Annotated in this window: 14 protein-coding genes and 2 pseudogenes; 5 read left to right on the plus strand and 11 right to left on the minus strand. The window is 69.0% G+C overall.

Annotation, left to right across the window (positions count from 1 at the left end):
* Positions 1-133, plus strand: a pseudogene (locus ASJ79_RS33855) (enoyl-CoA hydratase); the annotation flags it as partial.
* Here ASJ79_RS33855 and ASJ79_RS11375 read toward each other — a convergent pair.
* The 5 genes and pseudogenes from ASJ79_RS11375 to ASJ79_RS11395 all read right to left on the minus strand — a co-directional run.
* Positions 82-1,017: pseudogene (locus tag ASJ79_RS11375) on the minus strand (LON peptidase substrate-binding domain-containing protein); the annotation flags it as partial. The pseudogenes ASJ79_RS33855 and ASJ79_RS11375 overlap by 52 nt on opposite strands.
* A gap of 81 nt (positions 1,018-1,098) precedes the next feature.
* Positions 1,099-2,076: an SIS domain-containing protein gene (locus tag ASJ79_RS11380; RefSeq protein WP_231750821.1), complete on the minus strand. Its 978-nt coding sequence runs from the start codon at positions 2,074-2,076 to the stop codon at positions 1,099-1,101.
* On the minus strand, positions 2,073-3,290 hold the full coding sequence (locus ASJ79_RS11385; protein ID WP_067955169.1) for a glucosamine kinase: 1,218 nt from the start codon (positions 3,288-3,290) through the stop codon (positions 2,073-2,075). Before ASJ79_RS11385 ends, ASJ79_RS11380 begins: the two co-directional genes overlap by 4 nt.
* 3 nt (positions 3,291-3,293) lie before the next feature.
* Positions 3,294-4,607 (minus strand): glycosyltransferase, encoded by a 1,314-nt coding sequence (locus ASJ79_RS11390; protein ID WP_067955171.1) that lies wholly within the window; start codon positions 4,605-4,607, stop codon positions 3,294-3,296.
* A complete protein-coding gene (locus tag ASJ79_RS11395; RefSeq protein ID WP_067955173.1) occupies positions 4,607-5,227 on the minus strand; it encodes a TetR/AcrR family transcriptional regulator in 621 nt (206 codons plus the stop codon). The genes ASJ79_RS11390 and ASJ79_RS11395 overlap by 1 nt, the downstream gene beginning before the upstream one ends.
* 206 nt (positions 5,228-5,433) lie before the next feature.
* Here ASJ79_RS11395 and ASJ79_RS11400 point away from each other — a divergent pair, with 206 nt between their 5' ends.
* The 3 genes from ASJ79_RS11400 to ASJ79_RS11410 are packed head-to-tail and all read left to right on the plus strand — an operon-like array spanning position 5,434 to position 9,101.
* A complete protein-coding gene (locus ASJ79_RS11400) occupies positions 5,434-6,834 on the plus strand; it encodes an FAD-binding oxidoreductase (RefSeq protein ID WP_067955175.1) in 1,401 nt (466 codons plus the stop codon).
* Between the two features lie 12 nt (positions 6,835-6,846).
* Positions 6,847-8,304 carry an aminobutyraldehyde dehydrogenase gene (locus ASJ79_RS11405; RefSeq protein ID WP_067955177.1) on the plus strand — a complete coding sequence of 486 codons (1,458 nt, stop codon included), beginning with the start codon at positions 6,847-6,849 and terminating at the stop codon, positions 8,302-8,304.
* 47 nt (positions 8,305-8,351) lie between these two features.
* Positions 8,352-9,101: an SDR family oxidoreductase gene (locus ASJ79_RS11410; RefSeq protein WP_067955179.1), complete on the plus strand. Its 750-nt coding sequence runs from the start codon at positions 8,352-8,354 to the stop codon at positions 9,099-9,101.
* 64 nt (positions 9,102-9,165) lie between these two features.
* Here ASJ79_RS11410 and ASJ79_RS11415 read toward each other — a convergent pair whose 3' ends face one another.
* Positions 9,166-10,170 carry an esterase family protein gene (locus ASJ79_RS11415; RefSeq protein ID WP_067955181.1) on the minus strand — a complete coding sequence of 335 codons (1,005 nt, stop codon included), beginning with the start codon at positions 10,168-10,170 and terminating at the stop codon, positions 9,166-9,168.
* A 208-nt stretch (positions 10,171-10,378) separates the two neighbouring features.
* On the opposite strand from ASJ79_RS11415, the gene ASJ79_RS11420 reads away from it, so the two are divergent.
* Complete coding sequence (locus ASJ79_RS11420; RefSeq protein WP_067955183.1) at positions 10,379-10,813, plus strand: DUF1810 domain-containing protein; 435 nt, start codon at positions 10,379-10,381, stop codon at positions 10,811-10,813.
* Here the strand turns inward: ASJ79_RS11420 and ASJ79_RS11425 are convergent.
* From ASJ79_RS11425 to ASJ79_RS11445, 5 genes are read right to left on the minus strand one after another with little or no spacing between them, the layout of a single operon-like run.
* Complete coding sequence (locus tag ASJ79_RS11425; protein ID WP_067955185.1) at positions 10,810-12,114, minus strand: alpha-amylase family protein; 1,305 nt, start codon at positions 12,112-12,114, stop codon at positions 10,810-10,812. The two genes, ASJ79_RS11420 and ASJ79_RS11425, sit on opposite strands and share 4 nt — an antisense overlap.
* On the minus strand, positions 12,111-12,590 hold the full coding sequence (locus ASJ79_RS11430) for a nucleoside deaminase (RefSeq protein WP_067955187.1): 480 nt from the start codon (positions 12,588-12,590) through the stop codon (positions 12,111-12,113). The genes ASJ79_RS11425 and ASJ79_RS11430 overlap by 4 nt, the downstream gene beginning before the upstream one ends.
* A gap of 39 nt (positions 12,591-12,629) precedes the next feature.
* Positions 12,630-14,309: a tetratricopeptide repeat protein gene (locus ASJ79_RS11435; RefSeq protein WP_067955189.1), complete on the minus strand. Its 1,680-nt coding sequence runs from the start codon at positions 14,307-14,309 to the stop codon at positions 12,630-12,632.
* Positions 14,245-15,306 carry a hypothetical protein gene (locus ASJ79_RS11440; protein WP_067955191.1) on the minus strand — a complete coding sequence of 354 codons (1,062 nt, stop codon included), beginning with the start codon at positions 15,304-15,306 and terminating at the stop codon, positions 14,245-14,247. Before ASJ79_RS11440 ends, ASJ79_RS11435 begins: the two co-directional genes overlap by 65 nt.
* Entirely contained in the window at positions 15,299-15,889 is a 591-nt protein-coding gene (locus ASJ79_RS11445; protein WP_067955193.1) for a TetR/AcrR family transcriptional regulator, read from the minus strand. The genes ASJ79_RS11440 and ASJ79_RS11445 overlap by 8 nt, the downstream gene beginning before the upstream one ends.
* Positions 15,890-15,927: the final 38 nt, after the last annotated feature.

The following is a 15,927-nucleotide window of genomic DNA, read 5'->3' on the forward strand; positions in this document are numbered from 1 at the left end:
GGTGCGGGCGATCGTGCTGACCGGTTCGGGCCGGAACTTCAGCTACGGCCTCGATCTGGCCGCGATGGGTGACACGCTCGGGTCGATGATGGCCGACGCCTCGTCGTCGAAGCCGCGGGCCGACTTCAGGTCCGTCGAGTCCTCGGTGGTGACGTTCCGCGGCAGGTCCAGCACGGTGTAGAGCCAGGTGCGGATCCAGCCGCCCTCCGGGCTCTGCTCGCTGGACCGTTCCAGCTTGCCGACCTCACGCAGCGCGGCCTCGCGCACCTTCTCCGGCAGGTCGGCGGCTTCCACCCGGGCCCGGTAGTCCTCAGACCCCTCGGGTTCGTCCTCGCCGAGTTCCTTACGGATCGCGGCCAGTTGCTGACGCAGCAGGAATTCCTTCTGCTGCTTGTCCATCCCGGCGCGGACATCCTCGGCGATCTTGTCGTTGACCTCGACTTCGGCCAGGTGGTCGCCGGTCCACTCGACGAGCAACCGGAGCCGGCGCTCGACGTCCTCGGTCTCCAGCAGCTCGCGCTTCTGCACGTCGCTCAGGTACGACGCGTAGCCGGCGGTGTCGGCCAGTGCGGACGGATCGGTGATCTTGTTGACCACGTCGACGATCTGCCAGGCCTCGCGGCGCTGCAGCATCGCCAGCAGCAGCTTCTTGTATTCGCCGGCAAGGGCTTTGGTCTCGTCGGTGATCACCGGATCGGCGACCTCGTCGACCAGCACCCACAGCGCGGCGCCGGGCCCGGTGGTCCCGGACCCGATGTGGGCCCGCTTCTCGCCGCGCACCACCGCGGCGGCACCGCCGCTGGGGACACGCCCGACCTGCACGATCGTGGCGAGTACCCCGTAGGTGGGGTAGCGGTCGTCGAGGCGGGGGGCGATCAGCAGCTTGCCGGTGTCGCTGGCCTGCGCGGCATCGACCGCCGCGCGCGCGGCGTCGTCCAGTTCGATCGGCACCACCATGCCGGGCAGCACGATCGGTTCGCTGACGAACAGCATCGGGACTTGCAGAGCTTCAGGCATCAAACCTCCAAAGTTGAACCTGATGCGCTCAACTATGGGGGTTCCGGATTTGTTCCCCCCTGCGCCGTGGGCGAACGGGGACTATGCGCCCGCGGCGGCCTGCCAGTCCCGGGCGGCGACGAGTTCCGGGATCAGCGTCTCGGTGAGCAGGCGGACGTCGTCGACCTCGTCACCCGGGTAGCGCAGCGTTCTGGTGGCGGTCGGCACGGCGCCGCCGACCCCGACGACCGCGGTACCGCGCGGCCCGGTCCATTCGGCCATCTGGGTCTCCCATCTCGACCCGGCGAAGACCAGCATGCGCAGATCGGTGTTCTTGGTGCGATACACGTCGACGTGGCTCCAGTCGCCGCTCTCGCAGCCGATCGCCGGCCTCCGCGGCCCTTCCCGGAACATCAGGGCACCCTGCTGCGCCGAGCACAGGCGGTGCGCCGGGGCGCACAGATGCGTCTCCGCCTCGCCGAGGAGCAGACTCGAAACATCGGGAAGCCAGTCGTTTTCGGTGGACAGCAACCAGTCGCTCGCGCGCGCCGCCGATCCGATCACCTCGACCAGCGCGTCGGTGGGCGTGTCGGTCAGCCGGCATTCCAGAGCCAACAGCATCGCCAGGGTGTGCTGGTAGCTCCGGCACGCCACACCCCCCACCTCGGGCTCGGCCAGCAGTTCGACCGTCGCATCGCAGGCCCCGGTGATGGCCGAATCAGGGGTGTTCGTCAGCGCCACCGTCCGTGCCGAACGGTCCAGTCGGTCCAGGGCGTCGAGGGTTTCGACCGACGCGCCGGACGCCGAGGTGGCCACCACCAGTGTGCCCGGTCCCCACCGGGGCAGCAGCTCCGAGGAGGCGAGGTCCGAGACCGCGCAGATCCCGCGTGCGCGCAGCCTCGCCGCGGCGATCCCACCGGCATAGGCAGACGAGCCCATACCGACGAAGACGACACCGGACACTTCGGCGGGAATGGTCTGTGACCATGGATTGTGTTGCGCCAGTGTGTCGGCCAGGTTCGACAGGACATCCGGCTTGCGGGTGAGATCGGTCGCGAATCCGTCCGGTTTCATGGTCATCGGCTCATTTCGGTGATCAGGGCGGGCAGTGCGGCGTCGGGGACGTACATCCAGCGCGGGAGGTGGCGGGCGGCGTAGATGATCTCGCGCAGCACCTGTTGGAGCCGCAACGCCGGAAGCGCCGCGACCGTGTGGAGCTCACCGCGGCCCGCCTGGCCGAGTCTGCGGACGTACTGCTCCAGCAGGGCGGCCCTCGCCGCCTCGTCGACCGCACGCAGGGTTTGCGGATCGAGGGCACGGCGTCTCCCGGCGACGGCGGCGACGTGGGACAGCGACTGCAGGATGCCCGCCAGATCGACAGCGGCCGGAACGGGCAGCACCCGTTCGGCGGGGGCGAGCACCGGGTTGCCGTCGAAGTCGGTGATGACGAGCCGGTCGCCGGTGCGTAGCACCTGGCCGACGTGCAGATCGCCGTGCGCATCCAGGATCGGGACGTCGGTCAGGCCGGCCAGGCCCTCCAGCACGGCCGCGACGACGTCGGTGTGCTCATCCAGGAGCGCCGCACTGGCCGGGCCGGCGAGCGCCCGCGCCTCGGCCAGGGTGGCGAAGGCGTTGTCGCGCCAGCGTCGCGCGTCAGCGGGGCGGGACCGGGTGACGGTGGCCCCCAACGCGATGTGCAGATCGGCGACGATCTCGCCCAGGCTTCCGCAGGTGGCGGTCACGGCGGCGAGATCGCCGCCGGCGGCCGCGGCGACGAACAGCTCCACGGCCCAGGTCCAGCCGTCGACCGCGCCGGGCAGGTAACCGGTGACCGTCGCCACGAGGGTTTCGGCGCCGTCGTCGGGTGTCCAGGTGACCACCCCCCACGGGGTCGGCATCGCGGTGAACCCGGCGGCGATGAGCACCGACAGCCTGCCCGGGGCGGGATGGGGTCCCGGTTCCAGGTGGGTCGCCCACTTCACCACCGCCTGCTCTCCGACGATGACCGACTCGTTGGTCTGGTCCACGGTGATCGGCCGTTCGGCACCCGGGGCGTACCGGTCGGTCCACGACACCACGGAGAACCGGCCGTGCCGCGAGTGTCCGGGGGTCTCGGCGAGCAACCGGACGAGCGCGTCGGCTGCACCACTGCCCGCCACCGCCCGCTGCCGGCCGCCGTCGGTGTCGACCACCGGTACGGCCGAGAGCTTTCCGTGCCGGTCCACGATGGCCAGGGCGTGGCGCTCTCCGAGCTTCAGCAGATCGGACGGCGCAGGGGGTACGTCGGGCGGCACGGTTCAGCCGGCGGCGCTGCGGTGTGCCAGGCCCACGCGTTCGATGACATCGGCTGCCCGGCGCAGGCCGTCGCGTTCCCGCACGGCCGCACCGATCGCGGAAACCCGTTGGCGCATCGCGTCATCGGCCAGGATCCGGTCCAGCGCGCCGGTCAGTTCGTCGTCGGCGAAGTGATAGGTGTCCAGCCGGACGCCGAGCTTCAGTTCGTCGACGCGCTGGGCATTCTCGTACTGGTCCCAGAACAGCGGCAGCACGATCAGCGGTTTCCCGAAATGCAACGCCTCGGTGGTGGTGTTGTTGCCCCCATGCGAGATCACCACGTCGACAAGGGGGATGACCCGGGTCTGGGGCAGCATCTGCGCGCCGGCCATGTTGTCGGCGAGCGTGAGCTTGTCGGCCTGCGGGCCCATGCTGACGATGAATCGATGGCGGGTCTTGCCCAGGATGTCGATCAGCCGCTGCATCAACGAGACGTCGGCGCCGCCGAGTGATCCCAGCGACAGGTAGACCAAGGCACTGTCTGCTGGACGGTCGGCCATGCCGGGCGGCAGTTCGTACGCCTCATCGGTCTCCCGGATGCTGGAATCCACCCGCGTCCACGACGGGTCCAGCGGGCGCCGGTCGGTGTAGTCGGCCTCGGCGGGATAGAGGTAGATGGTGGCCGCGTTGTCACGGGGCATGAACTCCAGGTCCGGCAACGAGGCGCCGCCCTGCTCGCGCACCCAGGCGTCGAAGTCCTCCCACATCGGCCGCAGGCTCCGGTCGAACTCGGACCGGTAGACCGCCCAACCGGACCTGTCATCGCTGGGCAGACCCGAGAACGGCGGCGGCACATCAGGTCCCGGCACTTCCAGTGGGCTGCACGAGATGAACCGCACGAAGGGCTTGCCCGCGGTGGTCAGCGCGGGGAACAGCACGACGTTGTCCTCGACGATGACATCCGGCTGATGCTTGTCGACGATCTCCCGCAGGCGCGGTTCGCAGTACTTCGCGCCGTCGATCAGCGCCTGGTAGGTGGGTTTGATGAACGTCTCGAGTTGCTCGATGGTCGGCTTGGCGAACTCCGGTGCGGTCTCGGCGATGAAGTCGGTCCAGAACTGACCGGGATCGGCGTCTTCGTCGCCGTCGGCCGGTGGGGCCAGATCGACGAGTTCCTCGATGAAACCGAACGGGGCGATCTTGCCGGCCCAGGAGGATTCGGCCGCGAAGACGATGGTGTGGCCACGCTCGCGGAGCTTGGCCGCGACTCCGATGCACTGATTGGTGGGCCCGTAGGCGGACTCCGGCCAGAACATGACGGTCAGGGCTTCGGTCATCATTGCTTCCTTTCGCCGCCGTCACGGCGGGGCAGGGGGTGGCCGGTTGCCACCCGGGCGTAGTCGAGGATCAGTTCGATCGACGCATCGGCGTCCAGGCTCGGATGACGGGCCACCATGCGGTACCCGTAGGCGTCCTCCAGGGCCACGATGTTGCGGGCGATGGTCAGCGACGGCGAGGACAGCGTGAAAACACCTTGCGCGGCACCCGATTCCAGGATCACCTGATACATCGCCACCTGCCGGTCGTAGAGTGCGGTGAGCAGCACGGCGTAGGTGGGATAACGTCCGGCGGCCCCACCGAGTTCGCACAGCAGCTTGACGGCCGGGTCGTCGGAGTCGACCGGCAGGCCGGACTCGATGGTCAGGACCAGGCGGCGGTCGGGTTCTGCGATCCCCTCGATCCGGCGGAGACGTTCGTCGTAGAACCGCTCCATTCCGGCGCGGTTGGCCTCCACCAGCAGTGTCTGCACGTCGGGGAAGTGATAGAGGACCGCGCCGGAGGTCAGGCCGGCTTCCGCCGCCACCTGGTTGAGCTGGACGCCGGCGCCGTGTTTCATCACCGCCCGCTGCGCTGCGTGCAGCAGGTTCGCGCGTCGTTCGGTGCGGCTGACCGCCATCGCGTACCTCCCGGAGTATGCCGTGTGTCACTGTGCCAAAGAACCGGCGATTCGGCCAGCTTTCATTGAATAGGAATTCAGGATTTGTTGGTTGATGCCGTCTGACATGCAGATCCTAATCTTGAGTTCTCTGAATTGCAGTGCAACTATCGTCCTGCCATCCACTGCCCGCCGAGGGCGGGATCGATCGACACTTGGAGCCGGCCATGAGAGCCACCGAACCCGCGCGGGATGAGCTGCGCGACGCCGAGCCGCGCCCCGTCTGGTGGGACGGGGTACAGACGGGCCCGCGCACCGAACCCCTGCGTGGACGGCGGAAGGCCGATCTCGTCATCGTGGGCGGCGGTTATACCGGTCTGTGGGCGGCGATCGAAGCGCTCACGGAGAACCCCGGCCGGGAAGTGGTCCTGCTCGAACAGTCATGGGTGGGAGCGGCGGCGTCGGGCCGCAACGGCGGGTTCGTCTCGGAATCACTGACGCACGGCGTCGCCCACGGCGAGGCGAGGTGGCCCGACGAACTTGACGAGCTCCAGCGTCTGGGCCGGCAGAACGTCGCGCAGATCGCAGAATTCCTGCGTCGCAACAACATCGATGCCGATCTGCGCATGGTCGGCAAGACCACCCTGGCCAGAGCCCCGCACGAGGCCGAGGCGCTGCGGAACTCGATCCCGAGTCACACCCGCCACGGCGGACACGTCGAGTTCCTCGACCGTGACCAGGTTCGTGCCGACATCCACTCGAGCGCGTTCCTCGCGGGTCTGCGCATCCACGGCGGCGGCCTGGTCGATCCGATGGCCCTGGTGCTGGGGCTCAGGCGAGTCGCAGAAGACCTGGGCGCCAACATCTTCGAGGGTTCCGCGGCGACCGGCATCACGCGCACGGGCGGCCACCTGACCGTGCGCAGCACGCATGGCGAGGTGGACACCTCGCACATCGTGCTCGCCTCCAACGCCTACAAGCCGCTGCTGCGGCGGCTCAGCGCGTGGATCCTGCCCGTCTACGACTACGTGCTCGCGACGGCGCCGCTCACCGCGGATCAGCTGGCCTCGATCGGGTGGACGCAGAACCAGGGTCTCACCGACGCCGGAAACCGGTTCCACTACTTCCGCAGAACCCGTGACGACCGGATCGTGTGGGGCGGTTACGACGCGATCTACCACTACGGCAACGCCGTCGCGCCGCAACTGGAACTGCGCGACCGGTCGCATCGGTTGCTGGCCCGGCACTTCCGCGAGACGTTCCCGCAACTGGCCGATGTGCCGTTCACGCACCGCTGGGGTGGTGTCATCGACACCACGAGCAGGTTCACACCGGTCTTCGGGACCGCCTTCGGCGGACGGCTGGCCTACGCGGTCGGATTCACGGGTCTCGGTGTGGCTTCGACCCGGTTCGGCGCGCGGGTGGCCCTCGACCTGCTGGCGGGGCGGCAGACCGAACGGACGCGCCTCAAGGCCGTCACCGGCACAGCGGTGCCGTTCCCGCCCGAGCCGTTGCGCTGGCCGGCGGTTGAGTTGACACGGGCCGCACTGGCGCGTGAGGACGAAACCGGGCGCAGGGGAGTGCTTTTGCGCGCACTCGACCGTTTCGGTGTTGGCTTCAACAGTTAGGGGAGTATGCGCATGACCGCAGGACGATTCCACCGGGGTGAACGAGTCGCCGGCTCCGGGGCGATGCGGACCCTGGTCGATCCGTCGACCGGCGAGCCGACGGCGACCATCACCGAGGCGTCGATCGAGGAAGCCGGGCGGGCGATCACCACCGCCGCGGAAGCCTTTCCGGAGTGGTCTCGACGCACCGCAGGTGAGCGTGCACGCGTGCTGTTGCGATGGGCCGATCTGATCGACGCCCATGCGGCAGAGCTCACGGCGATCGAGGTGGCCGAAACGGGCAAGCCGGAAGCGGTGTTCCGCGACGGCGAGTTGCCGTTCGGCACGGACAACCTACGCTTTTTCGCCGGTGCCGGGCGCTCACTGGAGGAGACCGGCGCGGGCGTGCTCAGCGAGGGCTACACCTCGATGATCGTGCGCAGACCGGTGGGACCGGTCGTCGGTATCGCGCCATGGAACTTCCCGATGATCATGGCGCTGTGGAAGATCGGGCCGGCGTTGGCCGCAGGCAACACGATCGTCGTCAAACCGGCGCCGTCGACACCGACGAGCACGCTCTCCATCGCCGAACTGGCCGTCCAGGCCGGCGTTCCGCCCGGCGTGCTGGAGGTGGTGACCGGTGATCAGGCGGTGGGTGAGGCGCTGGTCGCCGACGAGCGGGTTCAGCTCGTCTCGATCACCGGTTCGACGCGGGCCGGACGCCAGGTCATGTCGACCGCGTCGGTCCGCGGTGCGCGGGTCCACCTCGAACTCGGCGGTAAGGCGCCGTGTCTGGTGTTCGAGGACGCCCACCTCGACGACGCGGCGCGCGGTATCGCGATGGGCGCGACGTACAACTCGGGACAGGACTGCACCGCCGCCACCCGGGTGTATGCCCACCGGTCGATCCTCGACGACCTCGTCGACCGCCTGGCCGCCGCCTTCCGCGGCATCCGGGTCGGCGATCCGCGCGACCCGTCGACCGATATCGGTCCGCTGATCAGCACCGAACACCGCACGCGGGTACACGGTTTCGTCGAACGTGCCGTCGCGGCGGGCGCCGAGGTCCGCGCCGGTGGTGTGCTGCCGGACGGTCCGGGTGCCTACTATCCGCCGACCCTGATCACCGGGGCCGAGCAATCCGCCGAGATCGTCCAGGACGAGGTGTTCGGTCCGGTCCTGGTGGTGCTGCCGTTCGGTGACGAGGCCGAAGCGATCCGGCTGGCCAACGACTGTCGGTACGGGTTGGCCTCCTCGGTCTGGACCTCGGATGTGGCGCGCGCGCTGCGCACCGCCCATTCCATCGACGCCGGCGTGACCTGGGTCAACGACCATCTGCCGATCGCCTCGGAGGCACCGCACGGCGGTGTGAAGGCCAGCGGTTTCGGAAAGGACATGAGTCAGGCCGCGGTGGCCGAGTACACGGTGGCGCGACACATCATGGTCAAGCATGCGCCGCGCAGCGCGCACGACTCGTTTCGTCCCGCCTGACGATCCTCGGCCGGAATAGACCTCGGCTCTGAGGGGTCCTAGCAGCTATGAGTTCAGCAGACCCCATTCACGACATGGTGGTGGCCGTCACCGGCGCCAGTAGCGGCATCGGGGAGGCCACGGCACGACTTCTCGCGTCCCGCGGCGCCCGGCTCGTCCTCGGCGCCCGGCGTGTCGACCGCCTGGAGGTGATCGCCGGTGACCTGCGCACCGCCGGCGCTCAGGTGGCGACGGCGCCGACCGACGTCACCCGCGCCGAGGATGTGGTGCGACTGGTCGACACCGCGATCGACCGGTTCGGCCGGCTCGACGTACTGGTCGGCAACGCCGGAATCAGTGCCATCGGCCCTCTCGAGGACGGTGACCTCGACGGGTGGACGGCGATGGTCGACGTGAACCTTCGCGGTGTGTTGCACGGGATCGCGGCGGCCACACCGGTTTTCCGTCGCCAGGGCCGAGGTCATTTCGTGACCACGGTGTCGACGGCGGGCATCAGGATCACGCCTCAGATGGGTGTGTACGGTGCGACGAAGAACGCCGTGCGGACCGTGATGGAGGCGCTGCGGCAGGAGTCGACCGACGGCGTCATCCGCACCACGTCGATCTCACCGGGCTTCGTGAACACCGAACTCGACGGCTCCATCACCGATCCCGTTCTGCGCGAACGGATCCGGGCGGACATGGACGCCTTCGGGCTGGATCCGTCTGCGGTGGCCCGGGCGATCGCGTTCGCGATCGAGCAGCCGCATGACGTCGAGATCGGCGACCTGACCATCCGGCCGACGGTGCAGGGCTGACCGGGCACGGCAGAGAGCCTGCCGCTCGGGGGAAACGGCAGGCTCTCTGGGTGTGGGTGGGTCGCTAGGCGATCGCCTGAGCTCCCAGAACCCGCTGGATGTCCGGCTTCATCTGCTGCAGCTGCTGACCCCAGTACCCCCAGCTGTGGGTGCCGGCGGTGGGGAAGTTGAAGACACCGTTGGTGCCGCCCGCTGCGATGTAGTTGTCGCGGAAGCTGATGTTGGTCCGCAACGTGAACCCTTCCAGGAACTGCGCGGCCATCAGGTTGTTGCCCGGGGTGCCGGAGTCCAGCTCCGACGGGGTGCCGGTGCCGCAGTAGATCCAGACCCGGGTGTTGTTGGCCACGAGCTGGTTGATGTTGACCATCGGGTCGTTGCGCTTCCACGCCGGGTCCGAGGACGGGCCCCACATGCTCTCGGCGTTGTAGCCGCCCGCGTCGTTCATCGCCAACCCGATCAGCATCGGCCACCAACCCTCGGAGGGGTTCAGGAAGCCCGACAACGAGCCGGCGTAGACGAACTGCTGCGGGTGGTAGATCGCGTAGGTCAGCGCCGCGCTGCCGGCCATCGACAGGCCGACGACGGCGTTGCCGGTGCGGGACACGCCGCGGTTGGCCTCCAGCCATGCGGGCAGTTCCTGGGTCAGGAACGTCTCCCACTTGTAGGTGTAGTTCTGCCCGTTGCCCCGCGACGGCTGGTACCAGTCGCTGTAGAAGCTGGACTGCCCGCCGACCGGCATGATCGTCGACAGGCCCGACTGGTAGAACCACTCGAACGCGGGAGTGTTGATGTCCCAGCCGTTGTAGTCGTCCTGGGCACGCAGACCGTCGAGCAGGTAGACGGCATGGGGGCCGCCGCCCTGGAACTGGACGCGGATGTCACGGTTCATCGATGGGGAGAACACGTCGAGGTACTCGACGGGAAGACCGGGCCGGGAGAACGCCCCTGCCGTTGCCGAACCCCCGGCGAAGCCGATCAGCCCGGGCAGCGCAACGGCGGCCAGGGCGGCAACCGCCACCCGGCGCATCGCCGCCTTCGCGGTATCCCGCCACTTATCTGTGAACTTCATAACGGCAACCAACCCACCTTTCTCGTCAAGTCTCGTACAGCTCGCAAAATCGCCGTCACTTTGCAGTCGTAATGGAACACGTTGGCGCTGCTGACATGACGTCCCGACACGGCGCATCCATATCGCGATCGGCTAACGATTGCGACTCGGCCCGGACTCACCGCCGGGGGTTGAGACCCCCGGGGTCGGCGTGTCAGGCTCGGAGGGGATGACCGACTCCGACGATCCGTTCGATCTGGAACGCTTCGTGACCGCGCAGGACCGGGTGTACGCCACGGTGCTGACCGAACTGCGCGCCGGCGCCAAACGCTCGCACTGGATCTGGTTCGTCTTCCCTCAACTGCGCGGGCTGGGCCGCAGCCCGACGGCGCAGCGGTACGGCATCGCGTCGCTGGACGAAGCGAAGGCCTACCTGGCGCACCCGGTACTCGGACCGCGCCTGCGGGAGTGCGCAGCACTGCTGGTCCAGCACCAAGGGCGTTCGGCCACAAGCATTTTGGGATCTCCCGACGACCTGAAAGTGCGGTCGTCGATGACGCTGTTCGCACGCGCGGGTGACGACGCGGTGTTTCCCGCCGTGCTGGACGCGTTCTACGGAGGCCGGGAGGACCCCGCGACGCTGGAGTTGCTCGGCGGTCGCTAGCGCGGTGCCAGGATCAGCCAGCCGTGGCCCGGTACCGCGGTGTCGGTGACGGTCTCGGCCGGGGGCGCGCCGGAACCGGCGACGACCTCCGCACGGGCGATCCCGAACTCCGCGAGCGACACCGGCAGCGGCTCGTCGTCGACGTTGAGCGCGACCACGAGTCCTTCGTCTCCGCGGCGGGTCGCGTAGACGTACCCCGTGTTGGTGACACGCAGCGGGGCGGTTCTGGCGGTGTGCAGCCAGGGATGCCGGCGCCGCAGTCCGATCAGGTGCCGGTGCGACCGGAACATCTGGTGCCCGTGTTCACCGACTCCCTGGAACGGCGAGGCGAATTCGGGACGGACGGCGTCATCGCCGCCGAACCGCTCCTCTTTGACACCCCGGTAGGCGACCTCGTCGCCGGCATAGACGCTCGGGGTGCCGCCGGTGGTCAACAGCAGCACCAGCGCATGTTCGACATGGCGGGGGTCGGTCAGCCGGCTGGCGATCCGGGTCACGTCGTGGTTGCCGATGAACGTCATCGGCACGAACGTGTCGAGGAACTCGTTGTGCCGGGTCAGCGCCCAGTCCACTTCGTGGAAGTTGCCGTCGTTGAGACTGCTCCAGATCGCCTTCCACAGTTCGTACTGGGTGACCGAGTCGAAGCCCGCGTCGCGTACCCGGGCCGGATAGTCACCGTGGATGACCTCGCCGACGAACCAGGCCTGCGGATGCCGTTCCCGCACCCGCGGCAGCACGGCAGACCAGAACGAGTCGGGCACGGCGTAGGCGGCGTCGAGCCGCCATCCGTGCGCGCCACGGTCCAGCCAGTGCGACATCACCTCGACGGTGTAATCGACGACCTCGGCGTTGCCGTGGTTCAGTGCGATCAGCCCGTCGTGGCCCTCGAACGTGACGAACGTGTCGCCGCGTGTCCGGAACCACGACCGGTCGCCACCGCCCTGCGCCTCGCGATAACGCGGGAAATCGGGGCCTACGTGGTTGAACACGCCGTCGAGCAGGATCCGCAGCCCCCGCTGTCCGGCTTCGACGACCAGGTGGTCGAAGTCGCCGTCGTCGCCGAGCCTCGGGTCGATGTGGAAGTGGTCGGTGGTGTCGTAACCGTGGCTGCGCGACGCGAACACCGGTCCGAGGGCCAGGCCGGAGGCGCCGAGTTCGATCGCGTAGTCGAGCCAGTCCACGACCCGGCGCAGCCTGTGCTCGCCGGGTCCGGGCGCGGTGCCGGCGGGGTGCGCACCGACGAAACCGAGCGGGTAGATCTGCCACCAGATGACGTGTTCGATCCAGTCCGGGTCCCTCACCGTCGGAAAGCTCTCGCGTACAAGGTCTTCATCTCCTCGGTCAGCTCCTCTGCCGGTCCGTCCACGTCCACACCCGGCGCCACGGTCGTGACGGGCAGCGCCGCGACCGGCGGCGCGGGTGCGGCCCATTCGCGCAACCACCGGGTCAGCTGGGCTGACGACGCGGCGTAGACGACGCGTCCCAGGCCTACCCAGGCGTGCGCCGCGGCACACATCGGGCAGTGCTCGCCGGAGGTGTACACGGTGCAGCGGGCCCGCTCGTCCGGGGTGAGGTGTACCACCGACCAGCGGGCGATCGCGAACTCCGGATGGCGGGTGGCGTCGCCGTCCTTGACGCGGTTGTGGTCTTCGAACCGGACCGTGCCCTGATGGTCGACGAGCAGCGACCCGAACGGCTCGTCCCCGCCGTCCAGCGCCTCCCGGGCCAGGTCCACGCATCGGCGCAGAAAGATCAGGTCGTCGTCGGTGACAGCCACAGCCGGAGTCTACGGCCGGTGCAGGTACCGGGCCGGAGCTCAGTCGCAGCAGTGCGGCTGCAGCCGGCAGGCGCAGGACGCCTCGATCGGCACGTCGGCGCGTGCGCAGGCCAGCTCGAGCTGTTTGCCGATGATCACCGCTTCGGCGTCACGACCCAGGCGGGTCAGGCATTCGTGGTAGCCGTGCAGGCTCCACACGTTGCCCGGATGCTGACACGGGCGGCTCAGGGTCGGGTCGAGTCCGAGGTCGGCGGCATACACCTGCGCGGCTTCCTCGATGCGGCCCTGCTCGAGCAGCAGTGCGCCGAGCGCGTGCCGGGTGGGCTGCATCCACCCCCACGGTTCGTCGTAGGGCAGGTTGTCGTCGAGGTCGACCGCGCGCCGCAGATGGGCGAACGCGTCGTCGAATCGTCCAGCACGGTAGTCGATTTCACCGTCGAGCATCGCCGCGGCGACTGCCAGGATGTCCCGGCTGGTGTTGTTGAACAGGTAACGGCTCTCCGGGATGCGGGCGTGGGCGGCGGTGAACAGTTCCCGCTCCGCGGCGGCCTGATCGAGGTGGCCGCCGGCCGCGTGTGCGACCCCGCGCCCGTAGTGGACCGTGGCGGTCGTGGTGCAGTACAGCTGCGGGTCGTCCGGCAGCGGCGTCGCGATCAGGTCGGCCCAGCGTCCGAACCGCACCAGCACGTGCACGCGCAACGGCACGAACGCCTCCAGCCAGTCCGCCATCGGCGGGGATTCGATGGCCAGCAAATCCGGGGTCAACTGGCCGGCCAGTTCGTCGGCGGCTTGCAACGCCGTGGCCGAATTCCCCTCGAACATCGCCGAATACACCACGAAATGCAGGTTGTGCGCCCGGTACAGCGAATAGAAGTTCAACGGTCCCTGGTGATCGACGAAGCGCCGATCCACCTGCACCGCAGCCCGATTCGCCACCACCGAGTCGCGGTAGTTGCCGCACAGCACATCGATGTGGCTGGGCATGTGCTGCAGATGCCCGGCGTCCGGCACCAGGCCGCGCAACAGATCCGCCGCCGGCAGTGCGTCCTGAGGCGTCGTCGACATCTCCATCGCGTGGATGTAGAGGTGCAGGATTCCGGGGTGCGCCCGCCCTACCTGTGTGCCCAGCGCGCCGTCGAGGATGCGTTTGGCCTCCACCACCCGCGAACCCGGCGCCGGCTGGCCGGTTCGGCTGTCCCACAACGCCCATGCGGTGACGTTGAGCAGCGCGTCGGCGGCCAGTGCGGCCACGTCGACGTCGTCCGGGTAGGCCTGCGCCAACGCCGACATCGCATCGGCGTACGCCGTGTGGCCGGCGTTGAGCGCCTCGGCGTCCGCGGGGTCCTCGGTCGGGAAGCGTGCGGTCAACGCGTCGATCAGGCCGCGTTCCAGCGCGCCGGCGCGACCGTGGGCGGCCAGTCCGAGTTCCATTCGCGCCCGGGCCAGCGAAGCCGCGAGGTCGACCGGATCGAAGGCCTCCCAACCCTTGTTGTAGTTCGGCCCGACGGCGTATGCGACACCCCAGCGTGCCAATGCGAAGTCAGGGTCGAGTTCGAGCGCGCGGTCGAAGCAGTGGATCGCTTCCTCGTGGTTGAACGCGTAGGACCAGACCATGCCCCGGTCGAACCAGAGCTGCGCGGCCTCCGACGGGGTGTCAGTCGGCCGATGGAACGAGCCGAGATCGTAATAGGGTTCCGCGAGCCCCGGTGAGGCGGTCATACAGGGCACGATAATTCAGCCGGCAGGCAGTGGCGAGAGTAGCGAAAACACCACCTACAGCGGCCCAGATCCCCAGTGTCACCAGCGGCGTCACGGCCCCGTGGCCGCCGAAGTAGCAGATGCTGCGCAGCAGCGAGACCCCGGAGCCCTGCGGCACCACCATGGTGAAGGTCGAGTAGAAGCCCGACAGCAACGGCCGGCCGACCGGGCCCGCGGCGGCCGCGTTGCCGACGACCACCAGGAACAGTCCCAACGCGACCGAGGCCGGCGCACCGAACGCCGCTGCGACACCGGTGACGGCACCACCGACGGCCATCGCGTAGAGCCACAGCGCGCCGAACACCTGCCAGGTGTGACCGGTCAGCGCGCCGAGGACCGGACCCACATAGACCGTGACGACGCCGGCGAGCACCGCGGAGAACGCGGCCAACGACAGCGTGCGCAGTGCCAGGGTGGCCGGGGTGCGGACACTGCCCATCAGCCGGCCCAGGAGCGCGGCACCCAGTGATGCGCCGATCGACAGGAAGATGACGGCGTAGAACTCGACCGTGCCCGACGGGTCGCCCGCCGTGGTCGGGGCGACGTCCTCGACGACGGCGGTGAGGCCGGCCTGTCCGGCCGCGGCGCGTCCCACCGTCTCGGCGGCCGCGGCGACACTGCGACCGCCGCCGCCGGCCACGTAGATGGTCATCTGATGGTCGGGGCTGACCGCCAGCGCGGTGTCGGCGGTGCGTTCGTACACCTGTGCTCGCGCCGCGGCGGCATCGCCGACCTCGTGGACCGACAGGGCGTTCTGGCCGCGTAACCCGTCGACGATCTGCTGGGGCGCCGATACCGCGACCGTCAGGTGGTGCAACGTCGGTTTCGCGAACGCGCCGGCGTAGCTGGCGACCATCGCGAGCACGAGCACCGTCAACGCGGTCAGGGCCAGCACGGTGGTGCGCAGGGCCGAGCGGTCGGTGACGCCGGGTCGTGCGGGGGTGTGGTGTCTACCCATGGGTGGGGCCTTTCGGGACTGAGGGGATGCCCAGCAGCGCGTCGACGGTGTCGAGTGCCGCGCCGACCCGGGCTTGCAGATCGGTGACGTGCGCGTCCTCCATCCAGGACCGCAGCACCTCCATGAATCCGCCGACCAGGAAACGCGTGACCGACTCGGTGGGCAGCGGGGCGACGGTGTCGAGGACGGTCATGCCCTGCGCGGCGATCTGCCCGCAGGGGACGTGGAGCGCGTCGCGGTACGCGGCGAGCACGTGCTGGTGCACGGTGCTGGAGACGATGTTGCGACACAAGGACTGATGCGTGGCGGCGAACTGGAAGAGGTCGAGGATGCGGGTGCGGGCGTCACCGTGGTCGGCGCCCGCGACGGCGGCGAACGTGTGGGAGAACGCCAGCGCCACCGCGTCGTCGCGGTCACGGAAGTGGCGATAGAACACCTGTCGGCTGACCTCGGCCCGGGCGGCGAGATCGCCGACGGTGATCCGGTCGACAGGATGCTCGTGCGCCAGTGCGAACGCGGCCTCGCGCAGGCGGGTGCGGACCCGCTCGGCGCGGGGATCGGCACTGCGGCCGCGTTCGGACATGCCACGAGACTAGAAGACTTCGTTGACAGTTGTCTACG

The sequence above is a fragment of the Mycobacterium sp. NAZ190054 genome, from assembly GCF_001545925.1.
In the GTDB taxonomy this organism is placed as follows: domain Bacteria; phylum Actinomycetota; class Actinomycetes; order Mycobacteriales; family Mycobacteriaceae; genus Mycobacterium.